The 17477-nt window shown below is 72.3% G+C and carries 14 protein-coding genes and 1 pseudogene; 8 read left to right on the top strand and 7 right to left on the bottom strand.

Annotation, left to right across the window (positions count from 1 at the left end):
* Positions 1 to 2133: homocysteine S-methyltransferase family protein (locus tag AB0D45_RS32490; RefSeq protein WP_362465816.1), on the bottom strand; the 2133-nt coding region annotated here is incomplete at its 3' end.
* Positions 2134 to 2383: 250 nt separating this feature from the next.
* Between AB0D45_RS32490 and AB0D45_RS32485 the strand changes: the two genes are divergently transcribed.
* The 5 genes from AB0D45_RS32485 to AB0D45_RS32465 all read left to right on the top strand — a co-directional run bounded on the left by AB0D45_RS32485 (position 2384) and on the right by AB0D45_RS32465 (position 8640).
* Positions 2384 to 3151: an IclR family transcriptional regulator gene (locus tag AB0D45_RS32485; RefSeq protein ID WP_361609919.1), complete on the top strand. Its 768-nt coding sequence runs from the start codon at positions 2384 to 2386 to the stop codon at positions 3149 to 3151.
* A 324-nt stretch (positions 3152 to 3475) separates the two neighbouring features.
* Positions 3476 to 4258, top strand: a complete 783-nt coding sequence (locus AB0D45_RS32480) for an MIP/aquaporin family protein (RefSeq protein WP_362465813.1) — start codon at positions 3476 to 3478, stop codon at positions 4256 to 4258.
* A 79-nt stretch (positions 4259 to 4337) separates the two neighbouring features.
* Positions 4338 to 5864: a glycerol kinase GlpK gene (gene glpK / locus AB0D45_RS32475; RefSeq protein ID WP_361609921.1), complete on the top strand. Its 1527-nt coding sequence runs from the start codon at positions 4338 to 4340 to the stop codon at positions 5862 to 5864.
* 40 nt (positions 5865 to 5904) lie between these two features.
* Positions 5905 to 7512: a glycerol-3-phosphate dehydrogenase/oxidase gene (locus tag AB0D45_RS32470; RefSeq protein WP_361609922.1), complete on the top strand. Its 1608-nt coding sequence runs from the start codon at positions 5905 to 5907 to the stop codon at positions 7510 to 7512.
* 126 nt (positions 7513 to 7638) lie between these two features.
* Positions 7639 to 8640, top strand: a complete 1002-nt coding sequence (locus AB0D45_RS32465; RefSeq protein WP_361609923.1) for a PAC2 family protein — start codon at positions 7639 to 7641, stop codon at positions 8638 to 8640.
* 179 nt (positions 8641 to 8819) lie between these two features.
* Here the strand turns inward: AB0D45_RS32465 and mshC are convergent, their stop codons facing one another.
* The 4 genes from mshC to AB0D45_RS32445 all read right to left on the bottom strand — a co-directional run bounded on the left by mshC (position 8820) and on the right by AB0D45_RS32445 (position 12344).
* Positions 8820 to 10049 (bottom strand): cysteine--1-D-myo-inosityl 2-amino-2-deoxy-alpha-D-glucopyranoside ligase, encoded by a 1230-nt coding sequence (gene mshC / locus AB0D45_RS32460; protein WP_362465810.1) that lies wholly within the window; start codon positions 10047 to 10049, stop codon positions 8820 to 8822.
* A 120-nt stretch (positions 10050 to 10169) separates the two neighbouring features.
* A complete protein-coding gene (locus tag AB0D45_RS32455) occupies positions 10170 to 10964 on the bottom strand; it encodes an SCO1664 family protein (protein ID WP_361610645.1) in 795 nt (264 codons plus the stop codon).
* 5 nt (positions 10965 to 10969) lie between these two features.
* On the bottom strand, positions 10970 to 11560 hold the full coding sequence (locus tag AB0D45_RS32450; protein WP_361610646.1) for a DUF3090 domain-containing protein: 591 nt from the start codon (positions 11558 to 11560) through the stop codon (positions 10970 to 10972).
* Between the two features lie 76 nt (positions 11561 to 11636).
* Entirely contained in the window at positions 11637 to 12344 is a 708-nt protein-coding gene (locus tag AB0D45_RS32445) for a histidine phosphatase family protein (protein WP_362465807.1), read from the bottom strand.
* A gap of 54 nt (positions 12345 to 12398) precedes the next feature.
* On the opposite strand from AB0D45_RS32445, the gene AB0D45_RS32440 reads away from it, so the two are divergent.
* Positions 12399 to 13391, top strand: a complete 993-nt coding sequence (locus AB0D45_RS32440; protein WP_361610650.1) for a magnesium and cobalt transport protein CorA — start codon at positions 12399 to 12401, stop codon at positions 13389 to 13391.
* A gap of 84 nt (positions 13392 to 13475) precedes the next feature.
* On the opposite strand, the gene AB0D45_RS32435 is transcribed toward AB0D45_RS32440, so the two are convergent.
* Entirely contained in the window at positions 13476 to 14264 is a 789-nt protein-coding gene (locus tag AB0D45_RS32435; RefSeq protein ID WP_362465804.1) for a ferritin-like domain-containing protein, read from the bottom strand.
* Positions 14265 to 14504: 240 nt separating this feature from the next.
* Positions 14505 to 15554 carry an LLM class F420-dependent oxidoreductase gene (locus tag AB0D45_RS32430; protein WP_362465801.1) on the bottom strand — a complete coding sequence of 350 codons (1050 nt, stop codon included), beginning with the start codon at positions 15552 to 15554 and terminating at the stop codon, positions 14505 to 14507.
* Positions 15555 to 15664: 110 nt separating this feature from the next.
* On the opposite strand from AB0D45_RS32430, the gene AB0D45_RS32425 reads away from it, so the two are divergent.
* Positions 15665 to 16648, top strand: a complete 984-nt coding sequence (locus AB0D45_RS32425) for an aldo/keto reductase (protein ID WP_361611425.1) — start codon at positions 15665 to 15667, stop codon at positions 16646 to 16648.
* Positions 16645 to 17477: pseudogene (locus AB0D45_RS32420) on the top strand (DNA helicase RecD); the annotation flags it as partial. The gene AB0D45_RS32425 and the pseudogene AB0D45_RS32420, both read left to right, overlap by 4 nt.

Here is a 17477-nt window from a genome sequence, read left to right as displayed (position 1 = left end):
GGACTGGAGGACGAACGGCAGCTGCATCTGCCCGGAGCCGAACAGCTCACCGACGACCTTCATCCCCTCCAGCAGGGTGTCGTTGACGATGTCCAACGCCGGACGGGACCCCAGGGCCTCGTCCAGATCCGCCTCCAGGCCGTTCTTCTCCCCGTCGATGATCCGCCGCTGGAGCCGCTCGTCCAACGGCAGCGCCAAAAGCTCCTCCGCCCGCCCGGCCTTCAGCGACTTCGTGTTCACGCCCTCGAACAGGGCCATCAGCTTCTGCAACGGGTCGTAGCCCTCACTGCGCCGGTCGTAGATCAGATCAAGGGCGGTGGTGACCTGCTCCTCGTCGAACCGGGCAATGGGAAGGATCTTGCTGGCGTGGACGATCGCCGAGTCCAGACCGGCCTTGACGCACTCGTCCAGGAAGACGGAGTTCAGCAGCACACGGGCGGCCGGGTTCAGACCGAAGGAGATGTTCGACAGGCCCAGCGTCGTCTGCACCTCGGGGTGGCGGCGCTTGAGCTCACGGATCGCCTCGATCGTCGCGATCCCGTCCTTGCGCGACTCCTCCTGACCCGTGCAGATCGTGAACGTCAGCGTGTCGATCAGGATGTCCGACTCACGGATCCCCCAGTTGCCCGTCAGATCGGCGATCAGACGCTCGGCGATCGCCACCTTGTGCTCGACCGTCCGCGCCTGGCCCTCCTCATCGATCGTCAGCGCGATCAGCGCGGCGCCGTGCTCCCGCGCCAGACGCGTGACCTTCGCGAACCGCGACTCGGGCCCGTCACCGTCCTCGTAGTTCACCGAATTGATGACCGCACGCCCGCCCAGCTTCTCCAAACCCGCCTGGATGACCGGAACCTCCGTGGAGTCCAGCACGATCGGCAGCGTCGAAGCCGTCGCGAAACGCCCCGCCAGCTCCTCCATGTCCGCGACACCGTCACGGCCCACGTAGTCCACACACAGGTCCAGCATGTGCGCGCCCTCACGGATCTGGTCCCGCGCCATCTCCACACAGTCGTCCCAGCGGGCCTCCAGCATCGCCTCCCGGAACTTCTTCGACCCGTTCGCGTTCGTCCGCTCACCGATCGCCATGTACGAGGTGTCCTGGCGGAAGGGGACGCTCTGGTAGAGGGAGGAGGCGCCGGGCTCGGGGCGGGGCTCGCGCACGGCCGGGCTGAGCTCGCGGACCCGCTCGACGACCTGGCGCAGGTGCTCCGGTGTCGTACCGCAGCAGCCGCCCACCAGGGACAGGCCGTACTCGCGGACGAAGGTCTCCTGCGCGTCGGCGAGCTCGGAGGCGGACAGCGGGTAGTGCGCGCCGTTCTTGCCGAGGACGGGCAGGCCCGCGTTCGGCATGCACGACAGCGGGATGCGGGCGTTGCGCGCCAGGTAGCGCAGGTGCTCGCTCATCTCCGCCGGACCGGTCGCACAGTTCAGACCGATCATGTCGATCCCGAGCGGCTCCAGCGCCGTCAGCGCCGCCCCGATCTCCGAGCCCAGCAGCATCGTGCCGGTGGTCTCGACGGTGACGGAGCAGATGAGCGGGACGGTGACGCCGAGGGCCTCCATGGCGCGGCGCGCACCGATGATGGAGGACTTGGTCTGGAGCAGGTCCTGGGTGGTCTCGACGAGCAGCGCGTCGGCGCCGCCGGAGAGCAGGCCTTCGGCGTTGACCTGGTAGGCGTCGCGGATCTGGGCGTAGGTGATGTGGCCGAGGGTGGGCAGCTTGGTGCCGGGGCCCATGGAGCCGAGGACCCAGCGCCGCTGCCCCGTCGACGCGGTGAACTCGTCGGCGACCTCGCGGGCGATGCGGGCGCCGGCCTCGGACAGCTCGAAGTTGCGCTCGGCGATGTCGTACTCGGCGAGGGCCGCGTAGTTCGCGCCGAAGGTGTTGGTCTCGACGCAGTCGACACCCACCGAGTAGTACGCCTCGTGGACCGAGCGGACGATGTCCGGCCGGGTCACGTTCAGGACCTCGTTGCAGCCCTCCAGCTGCTGGAAGTCCTCCATCGAGGGGTCCTGCGCCTGGAGCATGGTTCCCATGGCTCCGTCGGCGACGACCACGCGGGTCGCGAGCGCCTCTCGGAGGGCATCGGCCCGTGTCTGGGTGTCTGCGGTCGGGTTCGGCAACGAGGCCATGGTTGAGCTCCCTGGGCTGCGACGGCTGTCGGCTTTGCACCCTCTGTGTCAAGGGTGCACGCGGTCAGGGTAACCGCGAGGCGGCGGCCCCGGTGGGGGCGTCCCACGTGGCGGACTGCATCCTGTGCGCGGGAGTCACGTGGGAGGGTGCGTCGGGCGCGCCGCAGCGGGAAACACCCAAGCATGCACCAGGTCGGCATCGACCGATAGTGTTCAGCATTGTCGAACTACGTCAGCAGGAGGCTGCGCGATGGCACGGAACATCCAGTCGCTCGAACGAGCCGCTGCGATGCTGCGGCTCCTGGCCGGCGGGGAGCGCCGGCTGGGTCTCTCGGACGTGGCGTCCGCCCTGGGCCTGGCCAAGGGCACGGCGCACGGGATCCTGCGCACATTGCAGGCCGAGGGCTTCGTGGAGCAGGACCCCGCGTCCGGGCGCTACCAGCTGGGGGCGGAGCTGCTGCGGCTGGGCAACAGCTACCTGGACGTGCACGAGCTGCGCGCCCGTGCCCTGGTGTGGACGGACGACCTGGCGCGGGCGAGCGGCGAGAGCGTGTACGTGGGCGTGCTCCACAAGAGCGGGGTGCTGATCATGCACCACGTGTTCCGCCCGGACGACAGCCGCCAGGTGCTGGAGGTGGGGGCGATGCAGCCGCTGCACTCGACGGCGCTGGGCAAGGTGCTGTCGGCCTACGACCCGGTGGCGCACACCGAGGCGGTGGACGCGGAGCGGGAGGCGTTCACGCCCCGTACGGTCACCGACGCGGCGGGCTTCGAGGAGGTCCTGGGGCTGACGCGGGCGCGCGGCTGGGCGGCGGACGTGGAGGAGACCTGGGAGGGCGTCGCCTCGGTGGCCGCCCCCATCCACGACCGGCGGCGGATGCCGGTGGGCGCGGTGGCGGTCGCCGGCGCCGTGGAGCGGGTCTGCGGGGAGTCCGGGGAGCCGCGGGCGGCCCTGGTGGCGTCCGTACGGGACTGCGCGCGGTCGGTTTCGCGCGATCTCGGAGCGGGCCGGTTCTGAGCTTGACCTGATCCCTTTGGTCCACCCGATCACCGCCTTGCGCGGCGTTCGGGTGGACCTTGGCGTTTTCCGATCATCCATTGGCCTGATTTGGGCGATCGTACCGAGTGGTAACGATCCGGTTCTTTGACCAGGCCAGGCCTTGACGCGTTCTTCACCCAGGCGGAAAACTGCCGTTCATCGGTCGGCATTGTCGAACACCTACCGGCAATACGCGTTAGGGTATGGCGAGGCCATGGACCGGTGAAGCACTCACCGAGTGGGTGGACCACCGGAGGGACCCGGTGTCCGCCCGCCCCTGGACGTAAGACAAAGGAGTCGCGGGTGTCCAGCTCCGACATCTTCATCGGCGAGACCATCGGTACCGCCCTGCTCACACTGCTCGGCGGTGGCGTCTGCGCCGCCCTCACGCTCAAGAGCTCCAAGGCCCGAGGCGCGGGCTGGCTCGCGATCACCTTCGGCTGGGGCTTCGCCGTCCTGATCGCCGCATACGTCTCCGCGCCGCTCTCCGGCGCCCACCTCAACCCGGCGGTCACCGTCGGCATCGCCGTCAAGACCGGCGAGTGGGGCGACGTCCCCGTCTACTTCGCGGGCCAGCTCCTCGGCGCGATGCTGGGCGCGGTCCTGATGTGGATCACCTACTACGGCCAGTTCCGGGCCCACCTGTCCGACCCGGAGCACATCCGTGACGCCAAGCTCGGTCCGGAGGACCCGCACCCGCACGACGTCGCCGGCCCGGTCCTCGGCATCTTCTCGACCGGCCCCGAGATCCGCAACGTGGTCCAGAACCTCGCGACGGAGATCATCGGCACCGCCGTGCTGGTCCTGGCGATCCTGACCCAGGGCCTCCAGGACGGCGGCAAGGGCCTCGGCGTCATCGGCGTCCTGATCACCTCCTTCGTCGTCGTCGGCATCGGCCTCTCGCTGGGCGGTCCGACCGGCTACGCCATCAACCCGGTCCGCGACCTCGGTCCGCGCATCGTCCACGCCCTGCTCCCGCTGCCCAACAAGGGCGGCTCGGACTGGGGGTACTCCTGGATCCCGGTCGTCGGCCCGCTCGTCGGTGCCGCACTCGCCGGCGGTCTGTACAACATCGCGTTCGCCTGATCAGCTTCGGCCGCGCTCGCAAGATCCGCACCGCCCTCCTGATTCCGCCTACTCCACAGACCTGCCAGGAGCAGCCACCATGACCAGCAGCACCGGCCCCTTCATCGCCGCGATCGACCAGGGCACCACCTCCTCCCGCTGCATCGTCTTCGACCGCGACGGCCGCATCGTCGCCGTCGACCAGAAGGAGCACGAGCAGATCTTCCCGAAGCCGGGCTGGGTCGAGCACGACGCCTCCGAGATCTGGACCAACGTCCAGGAGGTCGTCGCCGGCGCCATCGCCAAGGCGGAGATCACCGCCGCCGACGTCAAGGCCGTCGGCATCACCAACCAGCGCGAGACCACCCTCCTGTGGGACCGCCACACCGGCGAGCCCGTGCACAACGCGCTGGTCTGGCAGGACACCCGCACCGACGCCCTGTGCAGGGAGCTCGGCCGCAACGTCGGCCAGGACCGCTTCCGCCGCGAGACCGGCCTGCCGCTGGCGAGCTACTTCGCCGGTCCCAAGATCCGCTGGATGCTCGACAACGTCGAGGGCCTGCGGGAGCGCGCCGAGGCCGGCGACATCCTCTTCGGCACCATGGACTCCTGGGTCATCTGGAACCTCACCGGTGGCGCCCAGGGCGGCGTGCACGTCACCGACGTGACCAACGCCTCGCGCACCATGCTGATGAACCTGCACACCCTGGCCTGGGACGAGCGCATCGCCGAGTCCATGGGCGTCCCGCTCAACGTGCTCCCGGAGATCAGGTCCTCCGCCGAGGTCTACGGCCACGTCAAGGAGGGCGTCCTGGCCGGCGTCCCGGTCGCCTCGGCGCTCGGTGACCAGCAGGCCGCGCTCTTCGGCCAGACCTGCTTCGCCGAGGGCGAGGCCAAGTCCACCTACGGCACCGGCACGTTCATGCTGATGAACACCGGCGACAAGATCATCAACTCCTACAGCGGCCTGCTGACCACGGTCGGCTACCAGATCGGCGACCAGAAGCCGGTCTACGCGCTGGAGGGCTCCATCGCCGTCACCGGCTCGCTCGTCCAGTGGATGCGCGACCAGATGGGCATGATCAAGACCGCGGCCGAGATCGAGACCCTCGCGCTCTCCGTCGACGACAACGGCGGCGCCTACTTCGTGCCGGCCTTCTCCGGCCTCTTCGCCCCGTACTGGCGCTCCGACGCCCGCGGCGTGATCGCCGGACTCACCCGGTACGTCACCAAGGCGCACATCGCCCGTGCCGTCCTGGAGGCCACGGCCTGGCAGACCCGCGAGATCACCGACGCCATGACCAAGGACTCCGGCGTCGAGCTGGCGGCCCTCAAGGTCGACGGCGGCATGACCTCCAACAACCTGCTGATGCAGACGCTCTCGGACTTCCTGGACGCCCCCGTGGTGCGCCCGATGGTCGCCGAGACCACCTGCCTCGGCGCCGCCTACGCCGCCGGCCTGGCCGTCGGCTTCTGGCCCGACACCGACGCCCTGCGCGCCAACTGGCGCCGCGCGGCGGAGTGGACCCCGCGGATGCCCGCCGACCAGCGGGACCGCGAGTACAAGAGCTGGCTCAAGGCCGTGGAGCGGTCCATGGGCTGGGTCGACGACGAAGACGCCAGCTGACCGCACCAGCTGAGTCAATCGACGAGGAGCTGAAAGAGACATGAGCACCCTGCAGAGCGTTCCCGCCCTGGGTACGCACCCGACTTCCGGTGCCAACGCGAGCCGCGCCGAGACCCGTGAGCAGCTCGAGAAGGCCACGTACGACCTGCTGGTCATCGGCGGTGGGATCCTGGGCACCTCGGTGGCCTGGCACGCCGCGCAGTCGGGTCTGCGGGTTGCCATGGTGGACGCCGGCGACTTCGCCGGCGCCACCTCCTCGGCCTCCTCCAAGCTCGTCCACGGCGGTCTGCGCTACCTGCAGACCGGCGCGGTCAAGCTGGTGGCGGAGAACCACCACGAGCGGCGGGTGCTGGCCAAGGACGTGGCCCCGCACCTGGTCAACCCGCTCACCTTCTACCTGCCGGTCTACAAGGGCGGTCCGGTGGGTGCGGCCAAGCTGGGCGCGGGCGTCTTCGCCTACTCCGCCCTCTCGGCCTTCGGCGACGGCATGGGCAAGGTCATATCCCCGGCCCGTGCCGTCGCCGACAACCCCGGTCTCAAGACGGACGACCTCAAGGCCGTCGCCGTCTACTACGACCACCAGATGAACGACTCCCGCATGGCGGTCATGACGGTCCGCGCGGCCGTCGAGTCGGGCGCGGTCGTCCTCAACCACGCCGAGGTCACCGGCCTGCGCATGACGCGCGGCCGGGTCAGCGGCGCCGAGCTCAAGGACCGCCTGGACGGTACCGAGTTCGGGGTCGACGCACGCGTCGTGCTCAACGCCACCGGCCCGTGGGTGGACCACCTGCGGCGCATGGAAGACAAGCACGCCATGCCGTCGATCCGCCTCTCCAAGGGCGCGCACATCGTCATGAAGCGCAAGTCGCCGTGGAAGGCCGCCATGGCCACCCCGATCGACAAGTACCGCATCACCTTCGCCCTCCCCTGGGAGGACCAGCTGCTGCTCGGCACCACCGACGAGGTGTACGAGGGCGACCCGGCGGACGTGCGCGCCACCGAGAAGGACATCCAGCAGATCCTGGACGAGGCCGCGTTCTCCATCAAGGACGCCGACCTCGACCGGTCGCTGATGACGTACGCCTTCGCCGGCCTGCGCGTCCTGCCCGGCGGCCCCGGCGGCGTCGAGAAGGCCAAGCGCGAGACGGTGGTCTCCGAGGGCGCCGGCGGCATGCTGTCGGTGGCCGGCGGCAAGTGGACCACGTACCGCCACATCGGCCGCGTGGTCATGGACAAGCTCGCCAAGCTCCCCGGCAGCCCGCTGACCGAGGACATGGAGCCGGTGAAGTCGCTCGTACGCCGCGTCCCGCTGCCCGGTGTCGCCAACCCGAACGCGGTCGCGCACCGGCTGCTGGTGGACCGCGAGCCCGGCAGCCGGATGGACCCGCTCACCGCCCGCCACCTGGCCTCGCACTACGGCTCGCTCGCCTTCGACATCGCGCGCCTGGCGAACGAGGACCCGGCGCTGGCCGAGCGCATCCACCCGGACGGCCCGGAGATCTGGGCGCAGGTCGCCTACGCCCGTGACAACGAGTGGGCCGAGACGGTCGACGACGTGCTGCGCCGCCGCACGACGGTGACGGTCCGCGGCCTGGACGACGAGGCCGTACGGGCCCGCGTCGAGGAGATGCTGAGCCGCAAGGCATAGCTCGTACGCGGGTGGGGAAGAGGGGCGGTTCCGAGGGGAACCGCCCCTCTGTCGTGGGCTGTGGCCGACGTCCCGCAAAGGCTTAGGCTGGCCCACGTGGGCAAGGAACTTCGGAAGGAGACCTGGGTGATCGAGCTTGAGGGCGTGCCCGAGCTGATCGACCCGGTCATGGTGGCCGCGTTCGAGGGCTGGAACGACGCGGGTGACGCCGCCTCCGGTGCGGTGGCGCACCTGGACCGGGAGTGGAAGGGCGAGGTCTTCGCGGCGCTGGACGCCGAGGACTACTACGACTTCCAGGTCAACCGGCCGACGGTGTGGCTGGACAACGGCGTCAGGAAGATCACCTGGCCGACGACGCGGCTGTCGGTGGTCCGGATCGGCGGTGCGAAGCCCCGCGACCTGGTGCTGGTGCGGGGCATCGAACCGTCCATGCGCTGGCGGTCGTTCTGCAACGAGCTGCTCGGCTTCGCGCACGAGCTGGGCGTGGAGATGGTGGTCATCCTCGGCGCGCTGCTCGGCGACACCCCGCACACGCGGCCGGTGCCGGTGAGCGGGGTGACCTCGGACGCGGACCTCGCGCGGACGATGGACCTGGAGGAGACGAAGTACGAGGGCCCGACCGGGATCGTCGGCGTGCTCCAGGAGGCCTGTACGCACGCCGGGGTTCCGGCGGTGTCGCTGTGGGCGGCGGTGCCGCACTACGTGTCCCAGCCGCCGAACCCGAAGGCGACGCTGGCGCTGCTGAACCGGCTGGAGGACCTGATCGACATCAGGATCCCGCTCGGTGAACTCCCGGAGGACGCGCGGGCGTGGCAGCTGGGCGTGGACCAACTGGCCGCGGAGGACAGCGAGGTGGCGGAGTACGTTCAGACGCTGGAGGAGGCCCGGGACACCGCGGACCTGCCGGAGGCGTCGGGGGACGCGATCGCCCGGGAGTTCGAGCGGTACCTGCGGCGGCGGGACCCGTCCGCGGGCGCGGAGCAGCCGGGTGACGGCTCGTACCTGCGGGACACCTCCAGCGGGCTGACGCGGCCGTCGCGCCGCCGCCCGGACCCCTCCGGGGAGGAGCCCCCGACCCCGCCGGACCCGGACGAGCCGGGCGACACCCCGGAGCCCCCGTCGGCCTAGCCCTGCGGGGCGGGCTCCGCCCGCAGGGGCGGTAGCGCCGTGTTCGTAGCCGCGCCGGCGACTGAGGCGAGAACGGTTGAAGGGCGGGGCGGGGAGCGGCGCCGCAGGCAGGGCCCGCGCGGCCCCGGGCGCGCCGATGCCCCCGGAACCGACGGAGTCCGGGGGCATCGGCGGCGGTGTTACAGGGCCACGCCCAGGAGGGCGTCCACCGTGCGGGAGACCAGGCCCGGGGCCGTTTCGTCGTCGCCGTCCGAGGCGTTCTGCGCGTCCACCCAGCGGTCCACCGCGGCCAGCGCGGCCGGGGCGTCCAGGTCGCGGGCGAGGGCCTCGCGGACCTCCTCGACCAGGGCGTCCGCCGGGAGGCCGTCCGGCCGGGAGACCGCCGCGCGCCACCGTTCCAGGCGGGACACGGCCTCGGCGAGGACGTCGTCCGTCCACTCCCAGTCGGCGCGGTAGTGGTGCGCCAGCAGGGCCAGCCGGATGGCGGCCGGGTCGACGCCCGCGCGGCGCAGCGCCGAGACGAAGACCAGGTTGCCCTTGGACTTCGACATCTTCTCGCCGCCCAGCGCGACCATGCCCGCGTGGACGTAGGCCTTGGCCATCGGAAACTCGCCCGTCAGGGCCTGCGCGTGCGACGCGCCCATCTCGTGGTGCGGGAAGGCCAGGTCGGAGCCGCCGCCCTGGATGTCGAAGCCCATGCCCAGGTGGTCCAGGGCGATGGCCACGCACTCGATGTGCCAGCCCGGCCGGCCGGGCCCCAGGGAGGCCCCGTCCCAGCTCGGTTCGCCCGGCCGTGCGGCCATCCACAGCATCGGGTCGAGGGGGTTCTTCTTGCCCGGGCGGTCCGGGTCGCCGCCGCGCTCGGCGGACAGCGCCCGCATCGCCGCGGCGTCGAGGTGGGAGACCCCGCCGAAGTTCGGGTCGGACGCCACCGAGAAGTAGACGTCGCCGTCGAGCTCGTACGCGGCGCCCGCGTCGCGCAGCCGCTCGACCAGCGGCACGATGCCGGGTATGGCCTCGACGGCGCCGATGTAGTGCTGCGGCGGCAGCATGCGCAGGGCGGTCATGTCCTCGCGGAAGAGGGCCGTCTCGCGCTCCGCCAGCTCGGTCCAGTCGTGTCCGTCGCGCAGCGCCCGCTCCAGGAGCGGATCGTCCACGTCCGTGACGTTCTGGACGTAGTGGACCTGCCGCTTGTTGTCGAGCCACACGCGCTGCACGAGGTCGAACGCGTTGTAGGTCGCCGCGTGACCGATGTGGGTCGCGTCGTACGGGGTGATCCCGCAGACGTAGAGGCGGGCGACGGGACCGGGGGCGAGGGTGATCGTCCCCTGGGTCGCGGTGTCGTGGATCTGGAGGTCGCGGCCCTTGCCGGGCAGGGCGGGGACCTCAGAAGCGGGCCAGGCATGCATGGCTCGAGCCTAACCGGACGAGTGTTCCGGAAACGAATGCGACCAGCACTGTTGGCTTGATCGGCACTCTTGCGATCTGGCCGGTTCTGTGCGTCCGCCACCATCCGGTGGCGGTCCTGCTCAGACGGGCGGCCAGGGGATCGCCGGCCACTGCCCCGACGGCTGCGGGTGCCTGCCCTCGCGCAGCAGCTGGGCCACGCGGGCCCGTACGGCGGCCAGCTCGACGGAGGTGATCAGCTCGGCCAGCCGGGTGGCGAGCGGGGCCCCGTCGGCCAGCTGGGCCTCCAGGGACTCCAGGACCGTGCGCGCCTCGTCGGTCAGCGGCTCCCCGGCCCAGCCCCACAGCAGGGTGCGCAGCTTGTCCTCGGTGTGGAAGCTCACTCCGTGGTCGATCCCGTAGAGCCTGCCGTCCGGCGCGGGCAGCAGGTGGCCGCCCTTGCGGTCGCCGTTGTTGATCACCGCGTCCAGCACGGCGAGGCGGCGCAGCCGGGGGTCGTCGGCGTGCACGAGGAGGGCGGTGCGGCCCTCCTCCACCTCGGCGAGGGCCACCGCCTTCCAACCCTCGCCGGCCTCCTCGCCCTCGACGAGCGCGAGGAGCGCGGGCTCCGGCGTTTCTCCGGCGTCGATCCAGTGCTGGACCATTCCCTCTCCGTACGGGCCGTCGCGCAGCACGGTGGTGGGGACCAGCCCCCAGCCGGTGGCCTCGGAGACCAGGTACGCGGCGCGCTCGCGCCGGGCGAGGTTCCCGTCGGGGAAGTCCCACAGGGGCCGCTCCCCCTTGACGGGCTTGTAGACGCACTCCGCGCTTCGGCCCTCGTAGGCCACGGTGCACAGCAGGACCGCGTTGGACGCCTCGGCGATGCGGCCGCGGACGGTGAGCTCACCGCGGGTGAGCAGCTCCTCTATCGGGGTCACCTCGCTCACACCTGGCGCCGGTACCCGTTCTGGCGGGGGCAGACGTGGCCCTCGGGGTCGAGGGGCAGGCTGCACAGCGGGCACGGCGGGCGGCCGGCGTTGACCACGTCGAGGGCCCGCTTGGCGAAGGCCCGGGCCTGCGCGCCGGACAGCCGCACCCGCAGCATGGGCGGCCCGTTCTCCTCGTCCTGGAGCAGGCGTTCCTCGGCCTCGGCGAGGTCCTCCTCCGAGTCGGCGTCGAGTTCGACGAGCGCCTGGGCCTCGACGATCATCCGCTGCTCCTCGCCGTCCCAGGCGAGCGCCATGGTGCCGACGCGGAACTCCTCCTCGACGGGGACGTCCAGCGGCGCGGTGTCGGCGGCCTCGGCGGAGGCGACGGCCGGGACGGGCGCGTTGCCGCCGGTGCGCCGTACGACCTCGTCGAGGAGCTCGTCCATGCGCTCGGCGAGCGCCGCGACCTGGGTCTTCTCCAGGGAGACGCTGGTGACGCGGGGGCCCGCGGAGGCCTGGAGGAAGAAGGTGCGGCGTCCAGGCAGACCGACCGTGCCGGCCACGAAGCGGTCCGGGGGGTCGTAAAGGAACACCTGACGGGGCACGACCGGTCTCCAAGTCTGGGGCAGGGGCAGGGCTGCGCACGTGTTGCTGGCCCTGCCACCCTACTGCGCCGTTCGATCAGGCCGCGCCCGCGCCGCCTCCCACGACGGCGTCGCCGCCGCCCTCGGTCTCGCTCTCGGCCGAGGCGGCCGGCCGGGGGATCAGCGGGGTGAGGTCGCCGGTGTCGCCCAGGCGCAGCAGGAAGGGCCGGGTGGGGGTGTAGCGGATCGCGGTGACCGAGCAGGGGTCGACGTGGATCCGCTGGAACAGGTCGAGGTGCATGCCGAGGGCGTCGGCGACGAGGGACTTGATGATGTCGCCGTGGGAGCACATGAGGAAGACGGCGTCGGCGCCGTGCTCCTCCTCGATCCGCGTGTTCCACGCGCGTACGGCGTCCACGGCGCGGGCCTGCATGGCGCGCATGGATTCGCCGCCGGGGAAGACGGCGGCCGAGGGGTGCTGCTGGACGATCTTCATGAGGGGTTCGCCGGCGAGTTCGGAGAGTTTGCGGCCCGACCAGTCGCCGTAGTGGCATTCGCCGATCCGCTCGTCGGTGTGCAGCGGGAGCCCGGGGCGGGCCGCGAGCAGCGGGGCGAGGGTCTCCCGGCAGCGCTGGAGCGGACTGCTGACGGCGGCCGCGAGGGGTACCCCGTCGAGCCGCCCGGGCAGGGCGGCGGCCTGCTCCGCGCCGTATTCGTCCAGGGCCACCCCCGGGGTCCATCCGGCGAGCAGCCCTGCGGTGTTGGCGGTGGACCGCCCGTGTCGTACGAGGATCAGCGTGGCCATGCATGCAGGGTATGCGGTGCCGCCGGCGTGCGGGCGGGCGCGGGTGGGGGAAGAATGCCGGGCGTGATTGTGGACTGCGCGATGTACCGGGACGGCCGCCGCTCGGAGGCCCCCAGGGAGTTCTCCTCGGCCCTGGCGGAGGCCCGGACCCACGGGGACGCCTTCGTGTGGGTCGGCGTGCACGAGCCGACGGCGGAGGAGTTCGACCGGGTGAGCCGGGAGTTCGGCCTGCACGCGCTGGCGGTGGAGGACGCGCTGACGGCGCACCAGCGTCCCAAGCTGGAGGTGTACGACGACTCGCTGTTCGTGGTCCTCAAGCCGGTGCTGTACGACGACTCCGCGGACACGGTGACCACGGGCGAGCTGATGGTGTTCATCGGCGACTCCTTCGTGGTCACGGTCCGGCACGGCGAGGGGGCCGCGCTGGCTGCCGTACGGCACCGGCTGGAGCAGGAGCCGGACGTCCTGCGGCACGGCCCGACGGCGGTGCTGTACGCGGTGTCCGACGCGGTGGTGGACCACTACATCGAGGTGGCGGCCGAACTCCAGGCGGACCTGGAGGAGCTGGAGGCGGAGGTGTTCGCGCCGAACCCCAGGGACTTCAAGAACACGGCCGCCCGGATCTACGGATTCAAGCGGCAGGTCCTGGAGTTCCGCCGGGCGACGAGTCCGCTGCTCCAGCCCATGGACCGGCTCGCCTTCGGGCAGGTGCCGTTCGTGCACGGGCACGCCCAGCCCTTCTTCCGGGACGTCGCCGACCACCTGACGAAGGCGAGCGAGTACATCGAGGGCCTGGACCGGCTGCTCTCGGACGCGCTGGCCGCGCACCTGGCGCAGATGGGCGTCCGGCAGAACGACGACATGCGCAAGATCTCCGCCTGGGCGGCCATGGCGGCCGTCCCCACGATGGTCGCGGGGATCTACGGGATGAACTTCGCCGACATGCCGGAGCTGAGGCAGGCCTGGGGTTATCCGGCGGTGGTGCTGCTCATGGTGGGCGTGTGCCTGGGCCTGCACCGGCTGTTCAAGCGGCGCGGCTGGCTCTGAGCCGCGAGCCGTACCGCGGGCCGCGGGCCGGGTTCCGGGCCGCCGGTCGTGCTCCGGGCCCCGGGCCGTGCTCCGGGCCGCTGGTCAGGCGAAGCCGTGGCCGGCCTTCACCACACCGCCCAGCGGGTCCCTGCGCTCCGGCGGGCGCAGCCGGACCATGCGGTGCCAGCCGCTGAAGCGCTCGTACGCGTACATCGCGCGGATGCCGCAGGCGAGCGCGGCGGTCTTGGGCGCGGGCCAGCGCAGCAGCCGGCCCATGTGGTCCATGACGGCGAGGCTGACGTCCCGGTAGACGCCGATCTCGGCGAGGGCGCTCTCGCGCAGGACCCGCTGGATGGTGCGGCCGTGCCCCTGGCGGGCGAGGCGCAGCAGTTCCTCGTGGCAGTAGGCAAGGTGGTTGTCCTCGTCGTTGCTGATGACGCGGACGGCCTTGCCGACCTCGGGGTGGTCGCCGAAGTGGCGCAGCAGCATGTCCATCTGGTCGGCCGCGCGCTGTTCGGTGACCCGGCTGTGCGCGAGGTAGACGACGATGTCCTCCTCGGTCAGCGGCTGGTCGCGGCGGAGCTTGTCGTGCGCGAGGCCGATGCCGCGGCGTTCGAGCAGCATCGTGTAGTCGGTCTCGGGCGGGACCGGGACGGCGGGCAGGCCGCGCTTGCGCAGCAGGGCCCGGAAGATCCGGCCGTGCTTGTCCTCGTCGGCGCCGTGCCGGGTGATCTTGGGGGCGAGGTCGCGCATGCCCTCGGGTACGAGGGCGGCGATCCGGCCGTTCTCCCAGCCGCCCTGGGACTCCCCGCTGGCGGCGATGGAGCAGAACAGCTGGAAGGAGTCGTCGTGGTCGACGATCTCCTGGAACAGGCTGCGGGCAGAGAGCATGCAACGAGTCAAATGCGGATCGACCGGGCGGGCAACCGATGCGTCGTCCCGCTCGCCCGAATGAACGAAACCGCCGGACGGGCGGCGGGGCGTAACCCCGGGGGCGGCCCCGGCGTTGTTCGCTGTGTCGGCCGTGGCGGGGAAGACCCCCCGAGCCCCCACCACGGCCGCTGACTCCTTCCGGACGCCGCCCCCGCACCGCTCCACGGTGCGGGGGCGGCTGCGTCGGACTCCGTCGCGTCAGGCGAGGCCGGCGATCTCCAGGGCCTCGGTGCCGGCCCGCAGGGCGGCGATCCGCTCGTCGAGGGTGAAGCCGGCCGGGGCCAGCGTGAGGGTGGTGACCCCGGCCTCGGCGTAGGCCCGCATCCCGTCCGCGATGCGCTCCACGGAGCCCAGCAGGGTGGTCGAGTCGATCAGCGAGTGCGGGACGGCGGCGGCCGCCCCCTCCTTGTCGCCGCCCAGGTACTTGGCCTGGATCTCGGCCGCCTCCTTCTCGTACCCCATCCGCTGCGCGAGCTGGTTGTAGAAGTTCTGCTTCGGGCTGCCCATGCCGCCGACGTACAGGGCGGTGTAGGGGCGGAACACGTCCGCGAGCGCGGTCACGTCCTCGCCGACGGCCAGCGGAACGGTCGGGCAGACGTCGAAGCCGTCCATCGTCAGGCCGGCCTTCTCGCGGCCCGCGCGGATGTGCCGCAGGGCCGTCTCCTCCAGGTGCTGGGCGGCCGGGAAGATCAGCAGGGCGCCGTCGGCGATCTCGCCGGTCTGCTCCAGGTTCTTCGGCCCGATGGCGGCGATGTAGAGCGGGATGTGCTCGCGCTCGGGGTGCACGGTCAGCTTGAGCGGCTTGCCGGGCCCGCCGGGCAGCGGCAGGGTCCAGTGGGCGCCTTCGTAGGTCAGCCGCTCGCGGGACATGGCCTTGCGGACGATCTCCACGTACTCGCGGGTGCGGGCGAGCGGCTTGTCGAACGTGACGCCGTACCAGCCCTCGGAGACCTGGGGGCCGGAGACGCCGAGGCCGAGCCGGAAGCGGCCCTTGGTGAGCGAGTCCAGGGTGGCGGCGGTCATCGCCGTCATCGCCGGCTGGCGGGCCGGGATCTGGAAGATCGCCGATCCGACGTCGATCCGCTCCGTCTGTGCGGCCACCCAGGCGAGCACGGTCGCCGCGTCGGAGCCGTAGGCCTCGGCGGCCCAGCAGACGTCGTAGCCGAGCCGGTCGGCCTCCTGGGCGACGGCGAGGTTGTCGGCGTCCATGCCCGCACCCCAGTAGCCGAGATTGATGCCGAGCCGCATGTGTCGTCCCTCTCACGAATGTGCCGGTTTACCGATCAGTAACGTGGGTCTGCGGGGGACTGTAGCGCGCCCGACGGCCACACGGCAGTGCCCCAGTAGTCTCAGCGCTCATGGAGCAGAGGCATCTCGGCCGCACCGGACTGCGCGTCTCCCGGATCGGCCTCGGCACCCTCACCTGGGGCCGTGACACCGGCGAGGAAGCCGCCGCCGAGCAGTTGCGGACGTTCTGGGAAGCGGGCGGGACGCTCGTGGACACGGCCGACGTCTACGGCGACGGAGAGGCGGAGTACCTCCTCGGCCAGCTGGTGGGCTCCCTCGTGCCGCGCCGGGACCTGGTCATCGCGACCAAGTCGGGCAGCGTCCCCGACCCCGACCGGCGGTTCAACGGCTCGCGCGGGCACCTGCTGACCGCGCTGGACGACTCCCTGGACCGGCTCGGCACCGACTACGTGGACCTGTGGCAGGTGCACGCCTTCGACCCCGGCACCCCGGTCGAGGAGACCCTCCAGGCGCTGGACCTGGCCGTCGCCAGCGGGCGGGCCCGGTACGCGGGGGTGTCCAACTTCAGCGGCTGGCAGCTGGCCAGGGCGGCGACGTGGCAGCTCGCCGCGCCCGGGACGCGGACCCGGCTGGCCTCGACCCAGATGGAGTACTCGCTCCTCCAGCGGGGCGTGGAGCGCGAGGTGCTCCCCGCCGCACTGGACCTGGGGGTCGGCCTGCTGCCGTCCTCGCCGCTGGGGCGGGGGGTGCTGACGGGCAAGTACCGGGACGGGACGCCGGCCGGCTCCCGGGGGGCGTCGCCGTCGCTGGCCGCGCTGGTGGAGCCGTACCTGCACGACGCGGCGCGCGGGATCGTGGACGCGGTGGTGACGGCCGCGCAGGGCCTGGCCGTGACCCCGCTCCAGGTGGCCCTGGCCTGGATCCGGGACCGGCCCGGGGTGGCCGCCCCGATCGTGGGCGCCCGGACGTCCGCGCAGCTGGAGGCGGCACTGTCGGTGGAGGCCCTTAGTCTTCCGGAGGAGATCCGCCGTGCGCTGGACGACGTGTCGGCGCCCGTGCACCGCTACCCCGACCAGGACTGGAGCACCCTGTGAGTACGGCCCCCGAGCCCGCCAACCCCGCTGCCGCGGAGGAACCGTACGGGGCCGCCCCGGACCCCGCCGAAACCCCGGAGCCCTTTGCGGAACCCGCCGCGGACGGCACCCCGGCCGAGGGCGACACGGACGGCCCGGCCGCCCAGGCCGAGGCCCCGGCGCCCGACACCGCTGGGACCGACGACCCCGACACGACCGGCGACGCCGGGGCCGAAAGCCCGAACGGGTCCCGCGACGCCGAGGGCGAGAGCCCGGAGACGACCGCCGACGCCGAGGGCGAGAGCCCGGAGACGACCGCCGGGGCCGAGAGCCCGGAGACGACCGGCGACGCCGGGGGCGAGGGCCCGGGCGGGGTCGGCGGGGGGCCGGGGGCGGAGCCCCCGGTTTCGGGAAGGGGCGGGGTGGGGGAGAGCCCCGCAGGGACCGCCGCACAGCCCGGGGCCCCTGACCAGGACGCCGTCGGGGCGGAGCCGGCAACGGCGGAGACCCCCGCCGGGCTCACCGAGGCGCAGGCCGAGCTGGCCGCGCAGAAGGTCGAGCGCGAACGCATCGCCCGCCGCAAGGCCGAGCGGGAGGCCCCCGTCGACGCCGGCGGCAAGCTCAGCGGCAAGGCCGCCGACCTGCTGGCCGCCGTACGGGCCGTGGAGAGCGGGGCCAAGCCCGCCGCCGTGTACTTCGACGAGGCCCCCGCCGCGCCGCGCAGGGCCGCCCCCGCTCCCCCGCAGCCGCGCCCGGCGGCCCCCGCCCCGGCCCGTACCGCCGGGGACGTCGGCGCCGTCCGCGCCGTGCTCGCCCGCGGCGGCGCCCCCGAGGCCCTGGCCGGGCAGGC

The organism is Streptomyces sp. NPDC048352 (assembly GCF_040651895.1).
In the GTDB taxonomy this organism is placed as follows: Bacteria; Actinomycetota; Actinomycetes; order Streptomycetales; family Streptomycetaceae; genus Streptomyces.
Note: the sequence above shows the minus strand (reverse complement) of the source record. Positions and strands in the feature narration are given on the sequence as shown.

What these genes read in the sequence shown, in the direction of transcription:
- AB0D45_RS32470 (WP_361609922.1), top strand. Translation starts at nt 5,905, where the DNA reads ATGAGCACCCTGCAGAGCGTTCCCGCCCTGGGTACGCACCCGACTTCC.
- AB0D45_RS32485 (WP_361609919.1), top strand. Translation starts at nt 2,384, where the DNA reads ATGGCACGGAACATCCAGTCGCTCGAACGAGCCGCTGCGATGCTGCGG.
- AB0D45_RS32435 (WP_362465804.1), bottom strand. Translation starts at nt 14,264, where the DNA reads ATGCTCTCTGCCCGCAGCCTGTTCCAGGAGATCGTCGACCACGACGAC.
- mshC (WP_362465810.1), bottom strand. Translation starts at nt 10,049, where the DNA reads ATGCATGCCTGGCCCGCTTCTGAGGTCCCCGCCCTGCCCGGCAAGGGC.
- AB0D45_RS32445 (WP_362465807.1), bottom strand. Translation starts at nt 12,344, where the DNA reads ATGGCCACGCTGATCCTCGTACGACACGGGCGGTCCACCGCCAACACC.
- glpK (WP_361609921.1), top strand. Translation starts at nt 4,338, where the DNA reads ATGACCAGCAGCACCGGCCCCTTCATCGCCGCGATCGACCAGGGCACC.
- AB0D45_RS32425 (WP_361611425.1), top strand. Translation starts at nt 15,665, where the DNA reads ATGGAGCAGAGGCATCTCGGCCGCACCGGACTGCGCGTCTCCCGGATC.
- AB0D45_RS32440 (WP_361610650.1), top strand. Translation starts at nt 12,399, where the DNA reads ATGCCGGGCGTGATTGTGGACTGCGCGATGTACCGGGACGGCCGCCGC.
- AB0D45_RS32430 (WP_362465801.1), bottom strand. Translation starts at nt 15,554, where the DNA reads ATGCGGCTCGGCATCAATCTCGGCTACTGGGGTGCGGGCATGGACGCC.